Raw genomic sequence first — 24,416 nt, 5'->3', positions numbered from 1 at the left:
GAACACGTTCATTCCCAAATTTTCTTTGACAAAATGGATGAAATCCTGGATTATCCCAAATTTGATCCTCATGGAGAGCCCATTCCTGATAAAGACGGAAACATCATTGCACAAGATCTGCAGAGATTAAGCGACTGCAACATCGGGGAAACAGTTATTTTTGCATCTGTTACCCTTTCGGACGATGCTTTTTTAAATTACCTGAACGAAAGGCAATTGTTACTGAATACTAAAATCAAAGTTATCAAAATTGAGGATTTCGACAAATCCATGAGCATTGAGATTGAAGGTAAAAAAGAGATTCTGAGCAGAAAAGCTACTGAAAAAATACTGGTAAAGAAATAATACCAATTTCCAGTTAATGGAAGGTCTCAATTGGTATGGATTCTTTCTTTTATCCTATGACTTCTTTTTCCGCTTTTTTCCCGGGCTTCCTGCTTAGCAGAAAGATAAAAACACTCCCGATCCAATCAATTGCAGTAAAAGACACATTCAGCCAGAGAACTGCCAAAACCGTAGCAGAAAGAGGTTCCACGGAAGCCAACAGGCTGCTCTTCTGCCCTCCTATGATCTGCACCGCCGTTAAATACGCATAAAAAGCGATGAGTGTCCCGAATATAACAATAAAGGCGGTTCCCCAATATGTTGGCGCATCCCAGATTCCTTCAACATCCCACGGTGCCTTTACAAAGCTGAATACGAAACCGCCGCAAAACATTCCCCAGCCGATAACTATGGAAGATTTATATTTAGATAAAAGCTTAACCGGCTGTAACGTATAAATGGCAAGAGTGATTGCAGAAGCAATCCCGAAAGCCAGCGCGACGGGTGAGATGGAAAGGCTTCCGATATTTCCGTGGGTCACTAATAAAAAAGTTCCCGTAACCGCCAGAATAATGGCTATAATTTCCAAAAATAACGGCAGCTTTCTATTTTTGAAAGCCAGATAGATCGCTATAAAAACCGGTCCGGCATACTGAAGAACCGTTGCCGTGGCCGCGTTGGAATGTTTGATCGCAGCAAAATAGGTATATTGTACAGCAAGCATGCCCGTAATGCTGAAGACAGCCAACTGTATCGCATCTTTTTTATTTCTCCATATTTCAAAGAGGTCCAGCTTTTCACCGAATCCGGCAAAAAGCAGCAGGCAGATCCCTGAAATCAGCATACGGATCGTAATCATCCATTCGATGTTAACCCCTCTCTCCTGAAACAAAAAATGTCCGCATGTTCCGGAAACTCCCCAAAGAAGAGCTGCAGTTACCGCTAAAAAGAAACCCTTGAAAGAATTCATTCTAAACTTATTTTTGCAAAAATGCATTAAAAACCATTCACTTTTTCATGAAATTTCATTACTTATTTGCAATTTTGTTTCATAAATACTTTAAAAACATAAAGCTTTGAAAAATCTAGATCATTTCGACATAGCTATCCTTGAAATCCTTCAAAAAGACAATCTGACACCCCAGAGAGATATCGGGGAAAATATAGGCCTGTCCGCAGCGGCAGTCCAGAGGCGTATCAAAAAGATGCGTGAAGCCGGAATTATTAAAGCCGATGTTTCGGTCATTAATATTGAAAAAATCAAGCATTCCGTTACTCTCTTTGTAGAAGTGGTCCTGGAAAGTGAAAAGATAAAACTGATCGATCAGGCAAAAGCCCTTTTCCGGTCTACTCCGGAAGTACAGCAATGTTATTATGTAACAGGCGAGTCAGATTTTATCCTCGTGATTATTGTTCCGTCTATGAAGGATTACGAGCAGCTTACCCGTAAAATATTTTACAGCAATCCCAATATCAAACATTTCCGAACCCTTGTTGCCATGGATACCATAAAATCAGGATTGGAAATACCCATGAGCAGTTTATCTCAACTGGAATAGATTTAACTTACAATACTGATCACCGCATCAATCTCTTCCATGGTATTAAAATAATGCGGTGATAAACGTATCGCTGCAGTTACATTTTTATGTGTGAAATCTATCAGCGCCGAACTCTTATTGCTTATTGAATAATATATCTTATTCTCAGTAAGCATATTCTGAATGCTTTCAATTTGATTATTCTTATCACAAAACGTGATGATACTGCCTAACCATTTTCCTTCGTCCAAAACTTTATATCCTGTACTTTGAAGTCCGGACCTAAGGGTTTGGGCTAATTTTTTATTGTAGTTTTCAATACAATCTGTTCCGATGGTATTCGCATATTTTACAGCCTCTGTTAATCCGCGCAACGAACTGTAAGAAATCTCCCAATGCTCAAACCTTCTCGCAGTCTGAAAAATTTCGTAGTCGTCAAATTCCGTCCAGCCGGCTCCTCTCATGTCTAAAAATAAAGGAGCTAAATTTCGGTTTAGAGCTTTGTCTGAAACATACAGAAATCCGGTTCCTCTGGGACCACGCAGAAATTTTCTTCCCGTTGCCGTAAGAAAGTCACAGCCTATTTTCTGAACATCGATCTTTAGCTGTCCTACAGACTGGCATGCATCCACAAGGTAAAGGATATCATATTTTGTACAAATGGCTCCTACTCCTTCCACATTCTGAATCAGCCCGGAGTTGGTGGGGATATGAGTAACGGCTATTAATTTTGGGTGATGCTTTTTGACCAGAACTTCCAAATCTTCGAGATCAATTTCATGATCCAGAAGGTTTTTCATCCTGATCACTTCAATATTCAGCCTTTTTTGCAGGGAGATAAAGGCGATCTGATTAGAAATATAATCGTCAACAGTTGTAATGATGCAATCTCGTTCCTGAAAAGGAATACTTGACAAAGCTTTTGCATATGCATCTGTTGCGCTGGTCGTAAAAGCGATATTAGAAGGCTTACCGTTCAATAACCGCGCAGTTTCTTCATAAAACTGATTGACTGCCTCCAGGTTTCGGCTCATTACCTCATAGGCTCCAAACTGTTCTTCCTGCTTTATGTAGTCGATCATGGCATTAACCACAATTTCAGGCATTAATGATCCTCCTGCACTATTTAAAAATAGTTTATCCGAGCAGCCGGCTGTTTCTTTTCTTATGAGATCTATATTCATTTTGCTTGTGATTGTATTACAAAAATGCATTAAATTCTGATTGTTTTTTCATGAAATATCATGGATACTCTGCAATTTTGTTTCAAATAAAAAAGCCCTGAAGAAATCAGGACTTTTTTATAATTTATTATTGATTTATTAGTCTAAAACACTCCATCCTCTCTTCGGATTGGCATTATTGGAAACTTCCTGCTCGTTAACAATAATGTTTTCTTTTCTCTGACCGATATAATCCAGTTCGCTTAATTTAGAGAAAATAGTTTCCAGGCTTCTCAGCATCTGCTGGATATAAAGCAAAGGCTCTCCGCAATTATGATGATCATAGTTGGTTTCTGCAACAATAGAAAGCTGGTTCAATAAAGTATGAGGTGCAATTTCACTCCATTCTAAGCTATAATTCAACATTTCTTCCAATTCAGCCGGAACCAGAACCTGGGTAGAATTATATAATCGAAGGGCCAGTTTGGCAAAAGATTCAATCAAAAAAACAGGAGGCTGCCACGGAATAATATTTCTGAACTGAAAGTACATATCTCCAAAAGTATTCACCATGGTATTGCACAGAAACTTAACATTCTGAGCTAATGCTGTATTTTGATTCTTATGCGACGCTTTCTGAATGATCTTGAAAGCATATTGCTGTAAATTTCCAATAGATTTAGCAAAGCCGTTATAGTAATCCAGTAAAGCGGGATGACTCTGAATAGAAGTACATGGCGGAATGAAATTAGAATCCACCTGAGCAATATTTCCCTTTAAATCTACCTTTCCCACCACCAGATAGTTTCCTCCGGAGTAGCTGCTGTTTAAGGAAGTTACAGGAAGCAGCTCTATATGATAATTAGGTTGTGCATTGGGATGGCGTGGCGGGATCTCCTCAGGATCAATATCACCGAAAGGTACCTTATCAAAAGGGTTTACAGAAATCAAAATATAATATTCTCCATCAGCCTGATCCTCGTTCATTGATTTAGCCAATGATTTCACACTCACCCTCCTGTCGTTCAGCTCAATTCTGTAACCGGCCATCGTAACGGCACTGCAATGCTTGATTACTAACTGTACATCATTGGTGGCGGTATTATGAACATCAAAGATGGTTCTGTCCGTAAATTCATTGGAAATGGGTAAAAGCCCGTAATTATAGGTATTGATCATAAGAGAATTAGAATCTCTGATGGTATCAATTAAAAAATTATCCTGATCATTCAGGTGTCTCTGGGAAACTTTCATCCCGTCCACCCAATTGATTGCAAAATGTTTAATAGGCTGTATCATAATTGAATACTTTTAAAATTGGTGATTATGGTTTTCTTGCAATTCCTTCTTCCTCATGCTGGATTACTCTTTTACAAATCACAACATCATTTTCTGCAATGCTGTTGGTAGAAATATCCTGGTCGAAATCAATATATTTTCTGAAACTGAAGAACGATTTTTTAGTATAAAATATCCAGTAATAGGGTTCTTTCTCACGGTCCGTAAGGTGAATGATCGAATTGGGATTTTTATGGTTATAATCATCCACAACCCTGTAAAACCAGTCTCCGAATGTAACTCCTGTCGGAAGCGTTTTGGCTTTGATTCTAAATCTGTTGGCGTCTTCCAGATTTTTACTCAATTCAACATTCAATACCATGAGACGGTCAAAGTCCACCCCATCAAAGTCAGGAAGCTTTTGCTCCGGAGAATATCTCCATGTTTTATAAATATCAAAAGGAATGCTGATAAACTGAATGTAACAATAGTAAAATATTCTCGGCACAAGAAATATCAGCATACTCGTTGCTGCCATTACAGGATATCCTATTCCTTTGCTCGTCCATTTGAAAAACAGCACAAAAAGAAATCCTCCGACGACGATGCAGGTAATGGAAAGAATCGTCTCAAATAAAATACTCAGCGACAAGGAATCAATATGCTTCTTAAAATACTTATCCAGTAAGTTCACATGAATAATTCCGAAAATAAGATAAATGATCTGTGCAATAAGATACCAGTAAGGATTGAACAGATTTTTGGCAAATCCGAAAAAGCCCGGCAAAGCAAGGCACAACCCGCATAGCAGAACATATATGATAATGACTTTAATTTTAATAGCCGGTTTATTTCTTCTGATCACTCCTAAAATGATCATCATAATAACTGCTATCAAAGGCATCAAAATATATCTCAAAAAGATCCCTTTTACTGAAGAAACTTCCATCTTATAAATTTCAAATTAATATTGTATTGGTGATTGTAAATATAGCAAAATATTTTACAGGAAAGTAGAATATCCGAGGCGGTTGGCGTTTCTCCCTCCGTCTTCCAGCACAAACGAGTATTCTTTTTTCTCGGTGATAAAATTCTCCTCCACATCAACGGTTACCGGAAGGAAATAATCATACAAAGCCTGTAATATTTTTCTGAAAGGACTTCCGGGAATATATTGCTTCACATTCTCATAAGGAATCGGGCCTATATTCACAACCCAGTTTCTTTGTCCGTCCATATGTCTTCCACTCGGTATCAACGTTACCCCCAGTCTTGAATTTCCCAATAGCATGGAATCATCCGTCTCTTCTATATCTTCAATAATGTTGGGAGTGAATGTTACCTTCACCGGAACCTGTAGAAAAGCGGACAAACATCTTTCAAACCACCCTTTATCCCCTCTGATCTGATGAAAAAACGGCAAAATGTAAATGAAAATATAGGCATTCTGCTTGTCGAGCAGATTAATTAGAGGCCAAAGCTCACTGGTAGTTTCCAATAAGATGTCGCTGTCACTGGAAATGTCGAAATCGAATTCTTTAAGCAGTCCGCTTATTTCCGTAAAAAATATCTCCAGTTCAAACGGCCGGAAAAATTTCCGGGCGTCCTCCTCTACTTTCTTTTGCTTACGGATCTCACGTACTACACTTTCTACATTTTTTCTTGAAGTTGAAAGAGACGGCGGATGAAACAGTCCCTCCGGCAAATAGTCATAAATACCTTCTCTATACGTTTCTATCGTAAATACTTCTTCGTCAAAGCCCATATAATGGCTTGAAATACTCTTGATATCTTTTAGGTAAGCCCTGTCGTTGATTCCCACTCTTTCTATAAAGATATTGCTTACTGCTCTATGATATTTCAAAAGATTCACCGCTACAGCTTCAGCCTTGAAATCTGTCTGCAGCTTATTATAATGCATGTCTACAATATTATTCTCATACATAGTGTTCTTTGATTTGGTTTTTCCGGTGATTAATAGACTTGTAAAGATAATATATCTCGCAAAGTTGAAAAAATATTTTTTATGTTAATTTTCATTAAAAAACTAATTACCTGAAATCTAAATAATAAATACACATGTCATAAAAATATAAAATTACGAAGGGGGATACAAATCAAAAATTAGAAAGAAAGAATTTACTTTAATTTAATTAGAGTTCAGAAAGTCTACCCTATCTTTGCAGCCTGAAAATGTTATTGAAATGAAAAGTATGTATTCTAAAATTCTGATGCTGTTATTCACCTCCGCTTCTCTTTATTCCTATGCATGGGGATTAACGGGGCATCGGGTTATTGCTGAAATTGCCGAAAACCATCTTTGTGGAAAAGCCCGAAGAGAGATCAGAAAAATGATGGGGAAAGAGCGCCTCGCCTATTGGGCTAATTGGCCGGATTTTATTAAATCTGATACTACCGGGGTTTGGAAGCAGGCTTCAGCATGGCATTATGTAAATATAGATCCACAGGTTGATTTCAAAGCTTTTGAGCAAAATCTAAAAATGCAGGCGGGGCCAAGTTTATATACCCAGATCAACACGCTGTCCTCACAAATAAAAAATAAAAACACCTCTGAAAAAGACAGAAAAATTGCATTGATATTCTTAATTCATATAGTGGGAGATTTGGCACAGCCTTTACATGTGGGAAGAGCGGAAGATTTGGGCGGAAATAAGATCGATGTAACCTATTTCGGGGAGAAAACCAATTTACATTCCGTTTGGGACGGAAAATTGGTAGATTCCCAAAAATATAGTTATACGGAATATGCTGCACTTCTGGACATTAAGACCAAAGACGAAGTAAAGCAGATCCAGTCCGGAACCTTGGAAGACTGGTTGTATGATTCTCACAAGATCGCTAATAAAATTTATGCTCAGACTCCAAATGAATCCAAATTGTCCTACGATTATCAGTATAAATTCAATGAAACCATGGAAAGACAGCTTCTTTACGGAGGTTTGAGACTGGCCAAAGTGTTGAATGATCTATTTTAATAATTGATTTTATTACTAATTACTCATATAAAAGCGCAACTTCGGTTTCGCTTTTTTTATTTTCGTCAGTTCGAGTGTTTTCGAAGAAAATGTATCGAGAACTTTTGAACCAACAACCAATAAGTTCATGCTGATTCTCAGAAACTTCAGTTAAAATTCAAAAATAATTAAACTTGGTGTAACCTTTTTGTATTTTCAAACGTATACTATATAGTAAACTCTTTTTTTGAGGATAAAATAAATGAGACAATTAAAAATCACTAAGCAGGTTACCAACAGGGAAACTGCTTCATTAGACAAGTATTTGCAGGAAATTGGTAAAGTAGAATTGATTACTGCGGATGAAGAAGTAGAATTGGCACAAAGAATCCGCGCTGGCGACAGAGCGGCATTAGAGAAATTAATCAAAGCCAACCTTCGTTTCGTAGTTTCCGTATCCAAACAATACCAAAACCAAGGTCTTTCTTTACCCGATCTTATTAATGAAGGTAACTTAGGATTGATGAAAGCTGCAAAAAGATATGATGAGACAAGAGGTTTCAAATTTATCTCTTATGCGGTTTGGTGGATTCGTCAGTCGATCTTACAGGCGTTGGCAGAACAGTCGAGAATTGTAAGATTGCCGTTAAACAAAATTGGTTCAATCAATAAAATTAACAAAGCATATGCTCACCTTGAACAGGAAAATGAAAGACCACCTTCTCCGGAAGAATTGGCAGAAGTTCTGGATATGAGCGAAGAGGATATCAAAGAATCGATGAAAAACTCCGGTAGACACCTGTCTATGGATGCACCTTTAGTAGAAGGTGAAGATTCTAACCTTTATGATGTATTACGTTCAGGGGAATCTCCAAGCCCGGATAAAGATTTGATGCTGGAATCTCTACAGATTGAGATTGAAAGAGCATTGAATACGCTGACTCCAAGGGAGGCAGACCTTGTGAGATTGTACTTCGGATTGAACGGAAAACACCCGATGACCCTAGAGGAAATCGGGGAGACTTTCGATCTTACCAGAGAGAGAGTTCGTCAGATCAAAGAAAAAGCAATTAAAAGACTAAAACACAATACCAGAAGCAAGATTCTAAAATCTTATTTAGGTAAATAATTTTAGTGTAAATAAGTAATAAACGGAGTTTGATTTTTCAGGCTCCGTTTTTTTATATTTGTAGAATCATGGAAATATATTTCATAATCGGCGGAATGCTCTGCTTTTTTGTATTCGGAAATTTAGGTATTCATTTATATTTTAAAAAGAAGCATCAACAATTCCTTGAATCATTAAAAGGAAAAGAATTCATATGGATCAAAAGCATCAATATGGAAATGGAATCATCTGGAAAACTAGGATATAGATATCTGTTCAATAAGGCTGATGTTGTCATTTTGGATGATGAGATATTTCTATTAATTTTTAACAAACCTATTAGACAAGCACAACCAATTTTGCAAATAAGCAATACTCATAATATATTTCCTTATGTTTCAAAGAAAATTGCTTTTGATTCAAAATTTATAGAGAAGGGTAAACTGAAAATCAAAGGAAGTTTTGGTGCTGGTCTAACTTCTGGAAAATATACAGTCTTTTTAAACTTTAATAACAAAGATTTCGACTTAAATTCTATTTTATAAATACTACTTTTAAACAAAACCTTACCATGAAAAATATTCTTTTCGTTTCTTCTCTTACAATGCTATTGCTATCATGTAAACAGGACAACAAATCTAAAAATGAAGATCTTGTAGAAAATGCAGCAGAAAACACTACATCAAGTATTCCGATAAAAAGACTAAGCAACATACAATCAATGGTGGATGCTGTTTATTATGAACAAATCAAAAATGACGAAAACCTAACAAATTTTGATAAAAAGTTTCATTCTCTGCAAGATGATAGCCGTAAAATGAATCAAATGTATAATGATATTATCGGTAAATCTGATGACTATTATTCAGATGCAGAAATACGTGCTAAAGGAATTAAAGATTCTGTTTTAAAGAAACAAATTATAAGTTTGCTGAAAGACAGTTCAATAAAGTATAATGTAAAAGTCGAAAAACTAAAAGAGCTTAAAAACCACATAAACAGCAATTATTATAAACTTTATAGCTTTTATGATGCGTTTAAAATCAGAAAAACACTTCCAGAAATTGAAAAATACCAAAACGCTCATCCTTTAAAGACAGATAGCCTGGATCAATTCATCAAAAAGCAAAATGCATTATTAAATGAATTAAAAAGCTTAAAATAAAAAGGAACTCCAATTGAGTTCCTTTTATTTAATAGGTCAGAGTAATTCCGGCTCCCCATCCCATTTCATTAACATAGTTTCCGGAAACTGATAACCATTTTTGTAATATATATCGCAATCCTGTTGTAAATTCTCCATCGGAATTAAGACTGAAGTTCCCTCGTATCCTTCTAGAGATCGGGATATCTTCCCTACTCAGTTCCAATAAGACTTTCCCGTTCTGGTCTACACTTGCATCGGCCATGATCAACATCGGTAAAACGTATTGAACACCAGCAATAAAGGTATTTTTATTTTTAGGGGTCCTTTTTTGCCCGAACCAGGTTTTCTTTTCTTTCTCCTCATGCATCTCTCCCATCATTCCGTTTTCTGTCATTTCAGCATTCTGTATTCTGTATCCGACATAAGGCAAAGCCCATTGAAATTTGCCTAAGAATCTTCCGACTTTAAAGTTGCCATCAAAATGATTGAAATCCCAATTGGAATGAAACTCATTCAGATTCGCCCATCTTGGACCGAACATCGTCATGGTCTCTGCGTGAATTTTATTGCTTGCTACATCCAGCATCGCCATTGAACTGATCATTCGGTTATCGCTCAGAAAGTTTTTCCAAGCTAGCTTTCTGTCCGGAAGCTGTGGATTTGGTTTTGAATTTTCATAGCTGAATACTCGTCCCATTCCCGCCATCATGTGATATAAAATATGACAATGGAAGAACCAGTCACCATCCTGATTGGCAGCAAATTCAATTGTATTGGTTTCCATCGGCATAATATCCACTACATTCTTCAAGGGAGAATATTCCCCTTTTGAATTGATCAGCCTGAAATCGTGGCCATGAAGGTGCATCGGGTGGCGCATCATGGAATTATTATACATAGTAATTCTCAGGATTTCGCCTTTTTTAACCAGAATCTTATCTGTTTCTGTTACTGTCTTATTATCCAGTGTCCAAAGATAGTGGTTCATATTTCCTTCCAATGTAAACTTCAGTTCTCTTACATTATCACCGGGAAGAATGGTTTTCTCAGGAGATTTTAGAATATTATAAGACAGCCTTTTAATAGACTTTTCCTCTTTCATATCCATTCCGCCATGTTGGGAATGATCTTCCTCTTTTTCTGCTTCCTTCGTTTTGATTCCCATCATTTCATTCATGTGCTTCATCGTCATTTTCCGCTGGCTTTCCGGAAGTTCAGGATACATAACTTCGTTCATATCCATCATCTGGTTGCCCATCGTCATGTTCATAGGCTTCATGTTCCCACTCATTTTCATCATTCCGTTCATCATTTTCATTCCTTCAAACAGCATTAATCTTGGCAGGTTCGGAGCTTCTATTTTATCGCCGGAGCCCAGCCAAAGCGAAGCATGTCCTATTCTGTCTTCTGAAGTAGCTCTAAATTCAAAGCTTTTATTTTCCGGAATAGTGACTTCAATATCGTATGTTTCAGAAACCCCAACGATAAGACGGTCCACTTCTACAGGTACCACATCATTTCCGTCATTGGCAATCACCTTTATTTTTCCGCCTCCATAGTTCAGCCAGAAATAGGTAGACGAACCTCCGTTGGCAACCCTTAGCCTTACTTTATCCCCAGCTTTTAAGCTGGAATAATCTGAACTTGGCAATCCATTAATGAGGAATTTATCATAATACACGTCACTCACGTCCATCGCTTCCATCCTCTTCCATTCATTCAGCACCTTGGTACCGAGGTTTCCTGATTTTATCGCTTCCCAGTAACTTTGAACCGCATTTTTCTTGATCGCATACCAGTCCGTATTGGCCATGTGAAGTCTTCTGGCAATTTGTTTAGGATTTTCATCGCTCCAGTCTCCTAAAAGAACCGGAATTTCTGTTGTATATTCTGTTTTAGGTTCTCCTTCTCTTTTTTTGAAGACCAATACTCCATTCATTCCAAGCTGCTCTTGTAAGGCTTCATGAGAATGGTACCAATATGTCCCGTTTTGAGAAATCTTAAATTTATACAAATGAGTTTCACCGGGTTTTACGGGCTTTGTGGTCAGATAAGGAACCCCGTCATGTTCATTGGGTAAAATCACGCCATGCCAGTGAAATCCGGTGTTTTCTTTCAGCATATTGTGAAGATAAATTTCGGCTGTGTCTCCTTCTGTAAAATATAATGTCGGAGCCTGTAATTTACCGTTCACCGCAATAGCTCTACGGTTTTTTCCGGTGAAATTGACAATGGTGTCTTTTACATACAGATCATATCGAACCGTTCTTCCTCCAAAAGTTACCTTACCATTTTCAGCATTTCTTTTCAGCTCTGTTTTCTTCTCGTTATTGCTTTCAGCCTGATGATGGGAATGATCTTCTTTTTCGACGAGGTCCATCCCACATTTCGGGCACTTTCCGGGTTTTGAGGAAACTACTTCCGGATGCATCGGACAAGTATAGGTTGATTGAGGTTGAGGTTGAGGTTGAGTTTTAGGTTTGGGTTTGGTTTCCGTTTTCCCAACAGTTTGAACTTTTTGAGATGCCTGAACTCTCGGTTTTGCTTTTACTTTGGGTTTTTCCTCAACCTTTACCTTAGGCTTAGCCTTAACAGTTGGCTTTTTTATTTTTTGTTCCGCAACTTTTATTTCCTGTTTTGGAGCCGGTTTCGCTTGTGGTTTCTGAACTACCTTGGGTTTTACCACTACGGTTCTTTTTACTAAAGTCATTCCGCATTTCGGACAATCTCCCGGCTTGGAAGACACAACTTCCGGATGCATCGGACAAGTATAGTACGTTTTGGTAGTCTGAGCGAAACTGAAAACAGAGAATACAAGCATCAGAAATATCATCAGTTTTTTCATACTGTTTCAATTCTTATGTTAAACTTCACAGTTGGATACGCTTAAAGTAATTTATAACTTTAACTATACAACTATTTATTTTATAGATTAATGCACTAAATTATTTTATCTCTAACTTTACTGTTCCGCAAGAGCGCATTGAACTTCCGTAATAAGGATTTACGATTTGCTTTTCATCGCTCAACCAACTTCCATCTGCCATTGGGCAATATTGAACAAACACCGGCTTTTCAGACAATTTAAACTCTTTCGTAAGAGCGATCATATTGTCCGAAAGATTGTAGAAAGTTTCTCTTTGTGCAGCAATATTTCCGGCATCAGAAATTAAAGTTGCATCTTTTCTAAGAATATTCAGGTTCCCTTCTGAAATCAATTTATAATCTATCGCTGAAGCAGTTTTGATGAATTCTGAAGCTGCTCTTGAAGCTTTATCCGCATCATCGGAAGCTAAAGCCGATTTGATGGCGATATAGTTCTGGTAAAGTTTAGAAACCTGCGCATCAGACTTTGACTGTGCTGAAATAGAAATTACTGAAAATACAGCGAATATTGCTGTGATGATATACTTTTTCATTGTTTTACAATTTAGAATTGATAATTTTTTAATAAAGAATGTTTTATAACCGTATAATCACGGTAAACCATGTCGCTCATAACGATATAAAATATCTGACGACTGACGGATTCTAAATTCTAAAGTTACAATGATGTATAAAAATGGGGACAAACTGTATATCCGGCGGCCCATTAATTTGAATTGCTGTCTGCTTGGAAGCTGCAAAAGATCTGTCTATAAAGAAAAACTGATGCTTTTGTGGTTCAGCAAAGTGTTTTACAAGATCAATGGTCAGTAAATTGGATTTTTGGGAATCATCAACTTTTACAACCTTAATCTCTGTCTTGCAGCAGTCTTTTTTGGTTTTAACGCCGCATTTACCACAAATATCATCCACTTTCTGACTTACAGAAACGAATTCCTGCATGCAATAATGAATGCTGAAAACCGCTCCGGAAGAAAACCCGAAGTAGAAAACGGAAAACAATATGGCAAGAATCTTTTTCATAGCTCTGGAACAAAGGTAGAAATTTCCGGCAACGGGTTGTTATAAAATTTGGTTTTGTTATTATAAAATTCGGGATAAATTAATTCTGATCCTTATTTAAGATAAAAGCAACAGTTAATATCAGTAATTCGTAAGAAGAAATACGCATTTCATAAGAGTTTAAATTCATACTTTTGGTCTGGCTGTCTTCACCCTTATATTTAAAAACAATATTATCAATATTGCTTCTGATTATTGATATTCTTTCATATTTCCATGAAACAATGTTTTTCCATTGCAAAGATTTTTCCTTATAAAACAATCTATTTTCAGAAAATTTTAAATAATAAACATCTTTGAAAGCGTGAATATCAATAGTACCGTCTAATTTGTTATCTTTTAAAAAGGCTCCAAGGACAAAAGGATTTTTTTGGATACTAGTATCTTTATGGAGATAGGAAATTTTTTCAAAACATTTTGAAAGAATGACCGGATACTTTGAAAAAGAGATTAATATTTTAATCAGCAAAAAACCAAGTAATTCTGATAAAGCATAACAGATTCCCAAAATAAAAACAAAAATAATTGGATTGAATGAGAGTGAAGAAATAAAATCTATTCCCTTAAGTATAAATAAAACTAAAGAGAGTATTTTAACATATTGATATATTAAAATAGAATTTCTTACTGTCATCTTCTAATTATAAAAACTCCTGAAATCCCAGGAGTTTAGCTTTTTATGTTCTCGCAGATTATGCAGATTGAGCAGATTTTTAATAATTGATGAAATGTAATTTATCAACAATCTAACTTCTGCCTTCTAATACTCTATTTAATCTTAAATTCAAGCTTTACGTTGAAGAAACGCCCCGTCAAACGTACCGGAACCGGATACATTAAATTCGTAGTAGAGTCTGTAATCCATTGGTTAGCAACGGTATTATTGATATTAAATGCGTTGAAAACCTGTACTCCCAGGGTAAGTTCTTCAAAGTTACCCCAGAAACCATAAGGTCTGTTTTTGCTCTTAGGATCAATAAACACTTTGGAAAGTCCGATATCCACTCTTTTGTAAGAAGGCAATGTTTTTTGATAGTTGTACGGATTGGTAAATACCGGTGCTCCCGTTGGTAACCCCATTGCATACACCAAAGTAAGATTCACACGCATGGATGGGAATTTCGGCATATAATCCTGATAGAACATGGCAAATCTGAATCTCTGATCCGTAGGTCTCGGAATATTTCCCTGTCCGTCTATGTTTTCATATACTCTTGCATAACTTGCCGATAGCCAGGAATCAACTCCCGGAACAAATTCTCCGAATAGCCTGGTATCAATTCCATACGCGTATCCTGAAGCATTATTTTTCCCTGAATAACGGATCCTCACATTATCCATATAGTATGGAATCAAATTATCCATTTTTTTATAATAAGCTTCTGTTGTCAGTTTAAAAGGCCTGTCATACATATAAAATTCAAAATCATTCGCCAGGATCGCCTGGATAGAACGTTGTGATTTTATATCTGAATTGAAGTTTCCGTTTAAATCTTTGATTTCTTTATAGAAAGGCGATTGGTAATACACCCCTCCCGAAAGCCTGAACAACATATCCGATTCCCAATCCGGCTTTATGGCAAACTGCACTCTCGGAGAGAAAATGGTTTCTTTATTAAAGCTCCAGTGGGAAACCCTGGCTCCGGCATTGATGAATACCTTATTGCTTCCCCAGAAGAACTTCTGAGAATATTGTGCATAGGCAGATAGCCTTGTCGGCTCAATGCTATTGTTTCCGGAAATCCTGTAGAACAGGTCAAGATCGGAAGGATCTCCAAATCTCGGGTCATCCGGTGGTCTTGGTGTACTATATCCTGCGGAATCTACCAGTTTCCATTCGTTGGTAAGGTCTTTCAGGTTTTCCTTTTCAAATTTGAACCCTACTTCAATATCGGTATTAACGTTAGGTGAAAATCTTGTTCTGAATTGGGATCCGTAGGTTCTTACAAATAAATCGTTTCTGGCATGTTCTATTTGTCCGCCCACATCGTACGTAGTAACAGGTGCTCCCGTAATAGGATCAAATGTCTGTAAAATATAAGCTGAAGAGATGGTATAATATTCTCTTTCCCTATTCTGATAGGCAAAGCTGTCTAAAGTGAATCTCCATTTGTCTGACGGTTTATAGTTCATGGAAACCGTTCCCATCATATTTTTATACTTATCGTCTTCCCTTCCGTCATAGAAAACCGTAAGATTCAACGGCATCTGAACCGTTCCGAAATCCACACTTCTTTCTTTCGGAATCATTTCGTAATCATTCTTGGAATAATATCCTATGAATGATAAAGAGAATTTCGGACTTATATGGTAATTGATATACGATTGAAAATCCCAATATTTAGGGTTAAAATCCGTATCTTCTTTTAAAGTATTAAGCACCAGATTGGTATTCCTGTATCTTCCGGAAAATAAAGCGGTTAATTTCTGATTTTTTGAAGCAAAACCTGTTGTTAACCTTCCTCCGATCAAACTTGCTTCTCCTGAAAGTTCAAATTTCTCCGGCTCACGATAATAAATATTCAGGGCTGAAGACATTTTATCTCCATATCTTGGCTCAAAACCACCTGCGGAGAAGTTGACGGTTGAAACCATATCGGGATTAATAATACTCAACCCTTCCTGTTGTGAATTTCTGATCAGGAAAGGCCTGTAAATTTCAATATCATTAATGTAGATCAGGTTTTCATCATAGTTTCCACCACGCACCATATACTGTGAAGAAAGCTCGGTATTGGAGTTGACGGAAGGTAAAGTTTTAATAATTCCTTCAATACCTCCTGAAATACTCGCTACCTGCTGAGCATCTTTGGCTGAAATTTTTACAGTCGTAAGGTCGTTGGTTTTTCCTGTTGTTTTTTTCTGGAAAATAACTTCCTCAATTTCGGTTACTTTAGTGGTTGTATCCTTTTTTCTCGTTTGGGAGAAAACCAATAAAGGAACCATAAGGCTTAGTGGCAAAACTAGTTTTTTCAAAAGAAATATTTTAAGAATTCCTAAAATTAATTAATTTTTAACAATTACAAAATCGATTCTCTGATTCTTGTTAATTTTTGCAATAAATCTTCCAATAAATCCAGTCTCAGCATATTAGCACCATCAGATAACGCGGTTTCCGGTGTAGGGTGGGTTTCAATGAAAATTCCGTCTGCTCCTACAGCAATTCCCGCTTTGGCAACCGTTTCAATAAGATCCGGCCTTCCACCTGTAACTCCTGAACTCTGGTTAGGCTGCTGCAAAGAATGGGTTACATCCAAAATCACCGGTGCATATTCTCTCATGGTTGGAATTCCTCTGTAATCCACAATCAGATCTGTATACCCGAAAGAGTTTCCTCTCTCAATGATGGCTACTTTCTGGTTGTCTGAATCCGTAACTTTCTGTACCGCAAATTTCATGGCTTCCGGAGAAAGGAATTGTCCCTTTTTTAAAGTAACACATTTTCCTGTTTTTGCCGCAGCCACCAACAAATCCGTCTGTCTTACAAGAAAAGCCGGGATTTGCAGAACATCCACATATTGAGCCGCCAAAGCCGCATGTTCATTTTCATGAATATCCGTTGTAGTAGGAATATTGAAGGTCTCCCCTACTTTTTTAAGAATTTCAAGGGATTTTTCTTCTCCAATCGTTGTAAACGAATCTACCCTGCTTCGGTTAGCCTTTTTAAAGCTGCCTTTGAAGATATAAGGAATATTGTATTTATTGGTAAGCTCAATCACTTTTTCAGCGATTCTTAGTGCCATATCTTCGCCTTCAATGATACAAGGCCCTGCAATAAGAAAGAAGTTTTTGGAGTCTTTGTGATGAATATTATCTAAATACTGAATCATTATTATTGTATTAAAAAGTTCAGTAAAAATACTCATAAAATTACAGAATCGGAAATTAATTTCCGCTGTGATTCATAAAGGCTTTAGCAATAATAAGTATCAAAAAAAATATTTTTGACACTACTGCATCTTTTTCAGCACCTTCTCAAAAGTATTCATATTTCTGCTGGTCATCTGATCCTTGAGGCTTTTTTTACCTAAAACTTTCCCAAAAGTGGAATCCAGGGTATTTCCTTTGGGAACCTGCCAATAAAATATGTTATTTACAATTTGTGCTTTTTCATTTTCAGTTTTAGCTGCATTTTCAAATTCCTGCATCAGCGTATTTTCCACTCCCGGATTTCCGACAAAAGCATAGATATGCAGGTTTTCATTTTTGGTGAAAGGGTTTCCATTCCAGAAAGCTTCTGTTTCTTCCTGGGATCTGATGAATAAAAACGCTTCGTAAGAAAAATGATCCGACATGGCTTTTTCAAGGATTTTCTTTAATTCATCCGCTTTTTTATCGGATGAAAATACAATATTTCCTGAAGCTAAAACAGATACAACTTCTTTCATTCCAGCCTTTTGGAAAACCTGGCAAACATCTGCCATTTTCATGTTCGTTCCTTTTACGTTGACACCGCGGAGAAATGCACAGTATTTCATAGTTTTGAGTTAGAAGTTATGAATTATTAGTTATTAGATGTAATCTTTTAATCTTTTAATCTTTTAATCTTTTAATCTTTTAATCTTTCATACAAATTATAATCCGTTCCCGAAGGTTTCAGTTTATAAATTTTCTCCAGGATCTTGTTATCACTTTTTATATAATCCTTTACCCGGAATTCTTTTAATATTTTATAATGGGTTTTGTAATATTCAGCATTCTCGCCATCGAATAAGTCTTTGTAAGAAAGCAGATACTTAGGTTTTCTCTTTTTTACCGTATTGATCCAGTAATGCTTTTTATCTTTTTTGATTTCTTCCTGGATCTGTTTATCTACAAGACCTACCTCATCAATGGTTTTCAAGCCGGAGAAATACGGAATATATCCTGCCGGTTCAAGGAAGATCCATTGGTTCTTATCTTTTTCATAATTTCCTAAAAATATTCCCATTTGCCTTCTGTAATTCCATTCTCCGTTTCCTGTAGCAATAGAATGAATGGTTTGAAAAGCAAGCATCGGAAGAATGTAGAAGACGATCAACAAAGATAACCACCAATTTCTTTTCACTTTCTGCTCCAATATAAAAATAAGAACCGGCACAAAAAGCAACAATTGCGGTACCCAGTAATACCAGTCGAATAAACTTTTCTGGGAAATAAAAATAATTTGTTTTACCCATCCGAAAAGGAAGATCATCCATAAGAAATAATTTCTCTTTTCCTTTTGCCTGATCAGGTAGATAAAGCATAATAATTCAAAAAGTAAAATAACGATGGTTAACGGATTAAAATTTCCGGGTAATTTCAGCATTCCCCAGAAGTTTCCATAATTGGCAGTAAAATAGTCTATACTCTGCTGAGTGGTAAAGTTATGGTCATATAAAAGCTTTTTTGCAACAATAGTATTATTCACCAGTTCTCCGAAATAAAACCAGTTGAATGCCAACGCTACAGAAATTCCTAAAAGGCCTCCCAAAATATATTTAATTCTCAACCTTCTGTTGAAAAAAGTATCTACCAGAAAAACTATTCCGAGGAAAATTGCGGTATCAATCCTTGTAAATAATATAAGTACGGGCAATATGATCAGAGCCCAGGCTTTATTCTTTTTAAATCCGTAATACAATAAAGCCATTTCCAGGAAAAAAAGCAATCCGTATTCCATCCCCAGAATGGAAATTTTAATAGATGGCGGTAAAATTCCCAGGAGGAATATAAAAAGTGCTTTATGCCACGGTTTTTTTAAAACCAAATGGGATAACAATAAGCTCCCTATCGTAAAAAGTATTGAATTGAAGATGAGAATGGGAGTAATGAAGTTTTCTTTCCCAAAAATCATATTGAATAGATAGGAAACAAAAACATATAAATGAGTGGTAGAAGCAGAGATCTTAGTATTGCCGTTAAAACCTATTACTCCGTAATCCAGTAGATTCTGGGCTACTCTCCAGGTAATAAAAGCATCTTCCTGGATGTAATGGGTGAGTAAAAAAAGAAGTTTGAAAGCTACTGTAAAAACTACAGCATAGATTGGAATTTTACTGTTCTTTGTTTCAGTCATCGTGCTCATTTATGTGGTACAAAGATAATCTTAAAATTCATGAAAGCCAATAAAAAAACGGAACCGAAGTTCCGTTTTAAAGTATTTAGATTATTGTGTCGCCTTAATAATGGCAGTGGTAATCTGATCTTCTTTTTCTTTCGAATAGGTAGAATCAAACGGCTGCATGATATCAAATAAATACTGATAAAATGGAGTGATCTTCTGTACGTTTTCAGATTCGCTCATTGCCTTTTCTTTCCCAAGCTGCTGTAGGTCCTTAATGAAAGTATTGAATTTCTTATCGATCGGCTCAATAGATTTCACCAGGTAATCGTAAGCTTTGTCTTTCTGACCAATTTTTGTATACGCATCCGTAACGGCTGAAACAACCAGAGAGTATTCCATTGGTTTTGCTCTCATCTGCTTTCTCAGGTACACCTGATCCGATTTGCTTAAGCTTAAATAATAATCATATTCTTCGAAGATTCCTTTTTTAAGGATTTCAGCCAGTTTCAATCCTTTCTGCTCCTGTCCGGCTACAATATATCCGTACACCATTGAGCTTAATGAACGAGGATCATTGTATTTTTCAGCAGGAATTTCCTTAGCTGCTAAGTCTAATAATTCAATCGCTTTAGCTTTTTGTCCGCTTAATGAAAGCGCTGCTGCTGCTCTACTTGCAGCCCCTCTGTAACCGATGATATTAGAAGTTGCCGTTTCATCAAAATGAACATTCAGGTCTTTGAAATTACCCCATCTGAAGTTTTTCACCACATTATATAGAGAATTAGCATCCACTCTGCCCAAATCTCCATCTGCATTTTGTAATGTATGGATTGGAACTAACCTGTAGCTGAATCCGTCGAGCTGAAGATATTCATCAAGGAAGAAAATATTTTCACTGTCATAAATTCCTCCTGAAGAGAAATTGATCGGTCGTTTCCAATCGAAATTAGCTAAAATATCAAGCAGGATCAGGTTATTTTTATAAAGTGTGTTTCCTTTATAATTGATCATGATCTGATTAACGGTATTCGGTAAGTCTGCCTGACTGATAATTCCTGCATTCACTGCATTGGCTTTGTTGACAGGTAAAATGAATTTGGTTACCGGAAGAATGTTATATTTTTCATATTTCTCCTCTCCAAAATACATTTTCAATAACTCATCTTTCTCAGGAGATTTCCATTTGATAAAATTCATGGCTTCTTTCAAAGTCATGGAATCCTGGGTAAGGTATTTTCTGAACTGCTGGAATTCTGTTTCAGGAGCACCCTGCTCTTTCAGCATAGCAAATAAGCCTTCCCAATCGTCTTTTTTCATCAGGTAGATCTGATCATTTACTCCGTCTCTGTAATCCTCATGGGTCAACTGGCTTGGAATAGCGGCTGCGTTGTATGTTTTTCTTTTGATCTGATCTATATTCCAAGGAGTCGATGCCAATGTAAAGTTCACCACTTTTACATCATCTCTGAATCTTTCCGTTTCCTGGATTGCCCAAACCGGATAAGTATCGTTATCACCATATACGAATAAGATATCGTCTTTCGGTAATGACTTTAATACTGAATAGGCATAATCATACGCCGTATATCTGTTGCTTCTGTCATGTACATTATAATTCTGGAAGCCCATCATTAAAGGCACTCCTAACAATACTATACCTGCAATAATATTAGCTGCATTGGATTTCACTTTGGATTGTAAGAACCATAAAATAGCTCCGGCTCCTAATCCTATCCATATCGCAAAGGCGTAGAAGGAACCTACCATTGCATAATCTCTTTCTCTAGGCTCAAAAGGTTTTACTCCCGTATAGAAAACAATCCCGACACTTGTCAGAATGAATAATGATAACAAAGCATAGAATCTTCCAAAATCTCTGTTCAATTGGAAAAAGAAACCAATTAATCCTAAAATCAGAGGTAAAAAGAAGAATTTCACTGTACTCTCATTCTTGAATTTTGCTGGCATCTTATCCTGGCTTCCCCATAATGCATCATCAATGAAAGAAATTCCTGAAATCCAGTTCCCGTTGGTAATTTCCATGTGCCCTTCAAGGTCGTTCTGACGTCCTACGAAGTTCCACATCAGATATCTCACAAAATAATATCCGTTCTGGAAAGTAATGAAATAATCCATGTTCTGGCCAAAAGACGGTCTCTGAACATTGATCAGGTCATAGGGTCTTACTTTCAGATAATCTGCTGCGGTAATAGAACCGTCTTCATATTTTTGTCTCAGTTCATCAAAGATCTGTTTTGCTTCGGGACTGTCTGCCACATCTTCATTTCCATAGTTGAAAGTGAAATCCGGAGCTCCGTACATGGAAACATAATTAGACATGACATCCTTATCTTCATTGAACATTCTCGGCATTAAGCTTACATGAGACTTATTGAATACATAATTGAATCGGTCTCCTGTTTTTCTATATGTCCCGGTTTTCTCATCTTTTTCATAGATATCTCCGGTTTTTACTGTTTTATAGCTTCCATCTTCATTCTTTTCAATTCCTTTGGCATCCAGGAAAGCGGTATAATTTTGTCCGTAAATGGTTGGCCAGTCACCATATTGTTCCCTGTTATAGTAATCCAACATACCGATGGCCGTATCCGGATCATTAAGGTTCATTGGCGGATTGGCATTAGCTCTGATAGGAATGACCATCCAGCAGGAAAAACCAATAATCATATATACTACAGATAATGCCACTGTTTGATACACATTTCTTTTGGCTTTTCTGGCATATTTAATAAGGAAATAACAGATCACCACCATCAAAATGAATGCGGCAATAGTTCCGGAATGGAAAGGAAGCCCTAATCCATTAACAAAGAATATTTCCAACTTTCCGAACAACGTCATGATAACCGGAAAAATGATCTTGAAGACAAGCGCCAGAACAACCAGAGTAATAACATTGGCCCAGATAAAGCTTTTCCAGGTGAATGTATAATTTCTTGCATAATATATTAAACAAACTGCCGGAATAGCTAACATACACATCATGTGTACCCCAACAGAAAGCCCTAAAATAAAGAAGATTAAAATGATCCATCTTTCACTGTCAGGAGCCGTATATTCATTCTCCCATTTAGTGATCAACCAGACTAATAGCGCAATAAACATGGAAGCCATCGAGTATACTTCTCCCTCCACTGCCGAAAACCAGAAAGTATCGGAAAAAGTAAAGCATAAAGCTCCGATCACTCCGGCAAACAGGATAGAAATTTCCTGATGTTTTGTTACTTCTTCAAAGTCTTTATTCAACAATCTTCTCACCAAATGAGTTATCGTCCAGAATAAGAATAAAATAGTAAATGCGCTAAACAATGCGGACATCGCATTGATCACAATGGAATAATTTTCGCCTTTGCCTAATGCAAACATTGCTGCCACAGCACCTACAATCTGGAATAAAGCAGCTCCGGGAGCGTGCGTTACTTCCAGCTTCACTGCTGAGGAAATGTACTCTCCACAGTCCCAAAAACTAAAATTAGGTTCTATAGTTGACAAGTACGTGAAAAATGCAATAACGAAAACTACCCATCCTAAAATGGTGTTCCATTGCCTAAAAGTCCAATTTTTCATAGTATTAAATCAATTACGCGAAAATAAGGTTTTTAGTTTGTTTTATGATGATTTTAACAAAATTTAAAAAAATGGCGCAGTTTTTGAGACCGTTATAGAGCTGTATTGCAAAACAAAAGATGAATATTTATTTATTGAGACTTACCTAATTGAACAAAAGTTTAAAAATTATTTATTTTTTTGTATTTTTGCGGTCAGATTTTTATTGAAAAATAACAAATAATGAGTAATGTTTACGATAATATCCTTGGCCTTATAGGAAATACTCCTATGGTGAAGCTAAATACTGTAACGAAAGATATTCCTGCAACCGTATATGCCAAGTTAGAATCATATAATCCTGGACATTCCACCAAAGACAGAATTGCTCTTCATATTATAGAAAACGCTGAGAAAAAAGGTTTATTAAACAAAGACTCCGTAGTCGTGGAAACTACGTCCGGAAACACAGGATTTTCTCTTGCTATGGTTTGTATTATCAAAGGATATCAATGTATTCTTGCCGTAAGCGATAAAACCAAGCCGGAAAAGATTTCTTACCTGAAAGCTTTGGGTGCCACAGTATATGTTTGCCCGGCCAACGTTCCCGCAGATGACCCGAGATCTTATTATGAAGTAGCCAAAAGAATTGCTTCGGAAACGCCTAATTCTGTGTACATCAATCAGTACTTTAATGAATTGAATATTGATGCCCATTATCAGACTACAGGTCCTGAAATCTGGGAGCAGACACAAGGAAAAATCACCCATCTTTTCGCGTGTACGGGAACGGGAGGAACTTTATCCGGTTCAGCCAAATTCCTGAAAGAAAAGAATCCCGCTGTCAAGATCATTGGTGTGGATGCAGACGGATCTATTCTGAAAACTTATCACGAAACCGGTGAAATCCATAAGGAAGATGTTCATCCTTATCAGATTGAAGGAATGGGAAAAAACTTAATTCCTTCTGCTCTTTTATTTGATAAAGTGGATGAGTTCGTAAGAGTGAATGATGAAATGTCAGCCTACAGAACCCGTGAAGTCGCTTTAAAGGAAGCAATCATGGGAGGTTATACAACAGGAGCTGTTACACAGGCGTTATTACAATATGCACAATCTCATGAGTTTTCAAAAGACGATGTGATTGTTTTGATCTATCCGGACCATGGTTCCAGATATATTACCAAAGTGTACAGTGACAAATGGATGGCGGAACAAGGTTTTATCAACAATTGTGTTCACAATTATGATGAAGTTTTCAAAACAGAATTCATTAAATAAAAAATAATAAATCACGATACAAATCAAGCCTTTTTGTAGATCATAAAGGCTTTTTT

The 24,416-nt window shown here is 36.7% G+C and carries 21 protein-coding genes; 7 read left to right on the top strand and 14 right to left on the bottom strand.

The window, feature by feature from the left end:
• A partial coding sequence (locus tag ACGHIN_RS11555) for a metal-dependent transcriptional regulator (protein WP_390453629.1) occupies positions 1-345 on the top strand: 345 nt, incomplete at its 5' end.
• A 49-nt stretch (positions 346-394) separates the two neighbouring features.
• Here ACGHIN_RS11555 and ACGHIN_RS11550 read toward each other — a convergent pair.
• Positions 395-1,294 (bottom strand): DMT family transporter, encoded by a 900-nt coding sequence (locus ACGHIN_RS11550; protein WP_390453626.1) that lies wholly within the window; start codon positions 1,292-1,294, stop codon positions 395-397.
• A gap of 106 nt (positions 1,295-1,400) precedes the next feature.
• Between ACGHIN_RS11550 and ACGHIN_RS11545 the strand changes: the two genes are divergently transcribed.
• On the top strand, positions 1,401-1,883 hold the full coding sequence (locus tag ACGHIN_RS11545; RefSeq protein ID WP_390453623.1) for an Lrp/AsnC family transcriptional regulator: 483 nt from the start codon (positions 1,401-1,403) through the stop codon (positions 1,881-1,883).
• A gap of 2 nt (positions 1,884-1,885) precedes the next feature.
• Here ACGHIN_RS11545 and ACGHIN_RS11540 read toward each other — a convergent pair whose 3' ends face one another.
• The 4 genes from ACGHIN_RS11540 to ACGHIN_RS11525 all read right to left on the bottom strand — a co-directional run bounded on the left by ACGHIN_RS11540 (position 1,886) and on the right by ACGHIN_RS11525 (position 6,251).
• On the bottom strand, positions 1,886-3,049 hold the full coding sequence (locus ACGHIN_RS11540; RefSeq protein ID WP_390453621.1) for an aminotransferase class V-fold PLP-dependent enzyme: 1,164 nt from the start codon (positions 3,047-3,049) through the stop codon (positions 1,886-1,888).
• Positions 3,050-3,187: 138 nt separating this feature from the next.
• A complete protein-coding gene (locus ACGHIN_RS11535; RefSeq protein WP_390453618.1) occupies positions 3,188-4,327 on the bottom strand; it encodes a hypothetical protein in 1,140 nt (379 codons plus the stop codon).
• Positions 4,328-4,352: 25 nt separating this feature from the next.
• Complete coding sequence (locus tag ACGHIN_RS11530) at positions 4,353-5,255, bottom strand: TssN family type VI secretion system protein (protein WP_390453615.1); 903 nt, start codon at positions 5,253-5,255, stop codon at positions 4,353-4,355.
• A 54-nt stretch (positions 5,256-5,309) separates the two neighbouring features.
• On the bottom strand, positions 5,310-6,251 hold the full coding sequence (locus tag ACGHIN_RS11525; RefSeq protein ID WP_390453612.1) for a type VI secretion system baseplate subunit TssG: 942 nt from the start codon (positions 6,249-6,251) through the stop codon (positions 5,310-5,312).
• A gap of 259 nt (positions 6,252-6,510) precedes the next feature.
• On the opposite strand from ACGHIN_RS11525, the gene ACGHIN_RS11520 reads away from it, so the two are divergent.
• From ACGHIN_RS11520 to ACGHIN_RS11505, 4 genes are all read left to right on the top strand, one after another.
• Positions 6,511-7,302, top strand: a complete 792-nt coding sequence (locus ACGHIN_RS11520; protein WP_390453609.1) for a S1/P1 nuclease — start codon at positions 6,511-6,513, stop codon at positions 7,300-7,302.
• A gap of 241 nt (positions 7,303-7,543) precedes the next feature.
• On the top strand, positions 7,544-8,410 hold the full coding sequence (locus tag ACGHIN_RS11515; protein ID WP_002979276.1) for a sigma-70 family RNA polymerase sigma factor: 867 nt from the start codon (positions 7,544-7,546) through the stop codon (positions 8,408-8,410).
• A 68-nt stretch (positions 8,411-8,478) separates the two neighbouring features.
• Entirely contained in the window at positions 8,479-8,934 is a 456-nt protein-coding gene (locus tag ACGHIN_RS11510; protein ID WP_390453602.1) for a hypothetical protein, read from the top strand.
• Between the two features lie 26 nt (positions 8,935-8,960).
• Positions 8,961-9,554, top strand: a complete 594-nt coding sequence (locus tag ACGHIN_RS11505) for a hypothetical protein (RefSeq protein WP_390453600.1) — start codon at positions 8,961-8,963, stop codon at positions 9,552-9,554.
• A 28-nt stretch (positions 9,555-9,582) separates the two neighbouring features.
• Here the strand turns inward: ACGHIN_RS11505 and ACGHIN_RS11500 are convergent, their stop codons facing one another.
• The 9 genes from ACGHIN_RS11500 to ACGHIN_RS11460 all read right to left on the bottom strand — a co-directional run bounded on the left by ACGHIN_RS11500 (position 9,583) and on the right by ACGHIN_RS11460 (position 23,100).
• Complete coding sequence (locus ACGHIN_RS11500) at positions 9,583-12,369, bottom strand: multicopper oxidase domain-containing protein (RefSeq protein WP_407936040.1); 2,787 nt, start codon at positions 12,367-12,369, stop codon at positions 9,583-9,585.
• 112 nt (positions 12,370-12,481) lie between these two features.
• Positions 12,482-12,955 (bottom strand): DUF3347 domain-containing protein, encoded by a 474-nt coding sequence (locus tag ACGHIN_RS11495; RefSeq protein WP_390453594.1) that lies wholly within the window; start codon positions 12,953-12,955, stop codon positions 12,482-12,484.
• Between the two features lie 112 nt (positions 12,956-13,067).
• Positions 13,068-13,445 (bottom strand): HYC_CC_PP family protein, encoded by a 378-nt coding sequence (locus ACGHIN_RS11490; RefSeq protein WP_390453591.1) that lies wholly within the window; start codon positions 13,443-13,445, stop codon positions 13,068-13,070.
• 79 nt (positions 13,446-13,524) lie between these two features.
• Positions 13,525-14,118, bottom strand: a complete 594-nt coding sequence (locus ACGHIN_RS11485) for a hypothetical protein (RefSeq protein WP_390453588.1) — start codon at positions 14,116-14,118, stop codon at positions 13,525-13,527.
• 134 nt (positions 14,119-14,252) lie between these two features.
• Positions 14,253-16,460, bottom strand: a complete 2,208-nt coding sequence (locus tag ACGHIN_RS11480) for a TonB-dependent receptor plug domain-containing protein (protein WP_390453585.1) — start codon at positions 16,458-16,460, stop codon at positions 14,253-14,255.
• Between the two features lie 44 nt (positions 16,461-16,504).
• Complete coding sequence (gene kdsA, locus ACGHIN_RS11475; protein WP_390453582.1) at positions 16,505-17,314, bottom strand: 3-deoxy-8-phosphooctulonate synthase; 810 nt, start codon at positions 17,312-17,314, stop codon at positions 16,505-16,507.
• 120 nt (positions 17,315-17,434) lie between these two features.
• Positions 17,435-17,962, bottom strand: coding sequence for a DUF1697 domain-containing protein (locus tag ACGHIN_RS11470; RefSeq protein ID WP_390453579.1), 528 nt, complete (start codon positions 17,960-17,962; stop codon positions 17,435-17,437).
• Between the two features lie 71 nt (positions 17,963-18,033).
• Positions 18,034-19,524, bottom strand: coding sequence for an LTA synthase family protein (locus tag ACGHIN_RS11465; RefSeq protein ID WP_390453576.1), 1,491 nt, complete (start codon positions 19,522-19,524; stop codon positions 18,034-18,036).
• Between the two features lie 90 nt (positions 19,525-19,614).
• Positions 19,615-23,100 carry a glycosyltransferase family 117 protein gene (locus ACGHIN_RS11460; RefSeq protein ID WP_390453574.1) on the bottom strand — a complete coding sequence of 1,162 codons (3,486 nt, stop codon included), beginning with the start codon at positions 23,098-23,100 and terminating at the stop codon, positions 19,615-19,617.
• A 222-nt stretch (positions 23,101-23,322) separates the two neighbouring features.
• Between ACGHIN_RS11460 and ACGHIN_RS11455 the strand changes: the two genes are divergently transcribed.
• A complete protein-coding gene (locus ACGHIN_RS11455) occupies positions 23,323-24,360 on the top strand; it encodes a PLP-dependent cysteine synthase family protein (protein WP_390453571.1) in 1,038 nt (345 codons plus the stop codon).
• Positions 24,361-24,416: the final 56 nt, after the last annotated feature.

Origin of the sequence: Chryseobacterium barbadense, from assembly GCF_042849955.1 — a bacterium.
In the GTDB taxonomy this organism is placed as follows: Bacteria; Bacteroidota; Bacteroidia; order Flavobacteriales; family Weeksellaceae; genus Chryseobacterium.
Note: the sequence above shows the minus strand (reverse complement) of the source record. Positions and strands in the feature narration are given on the sequence as shown.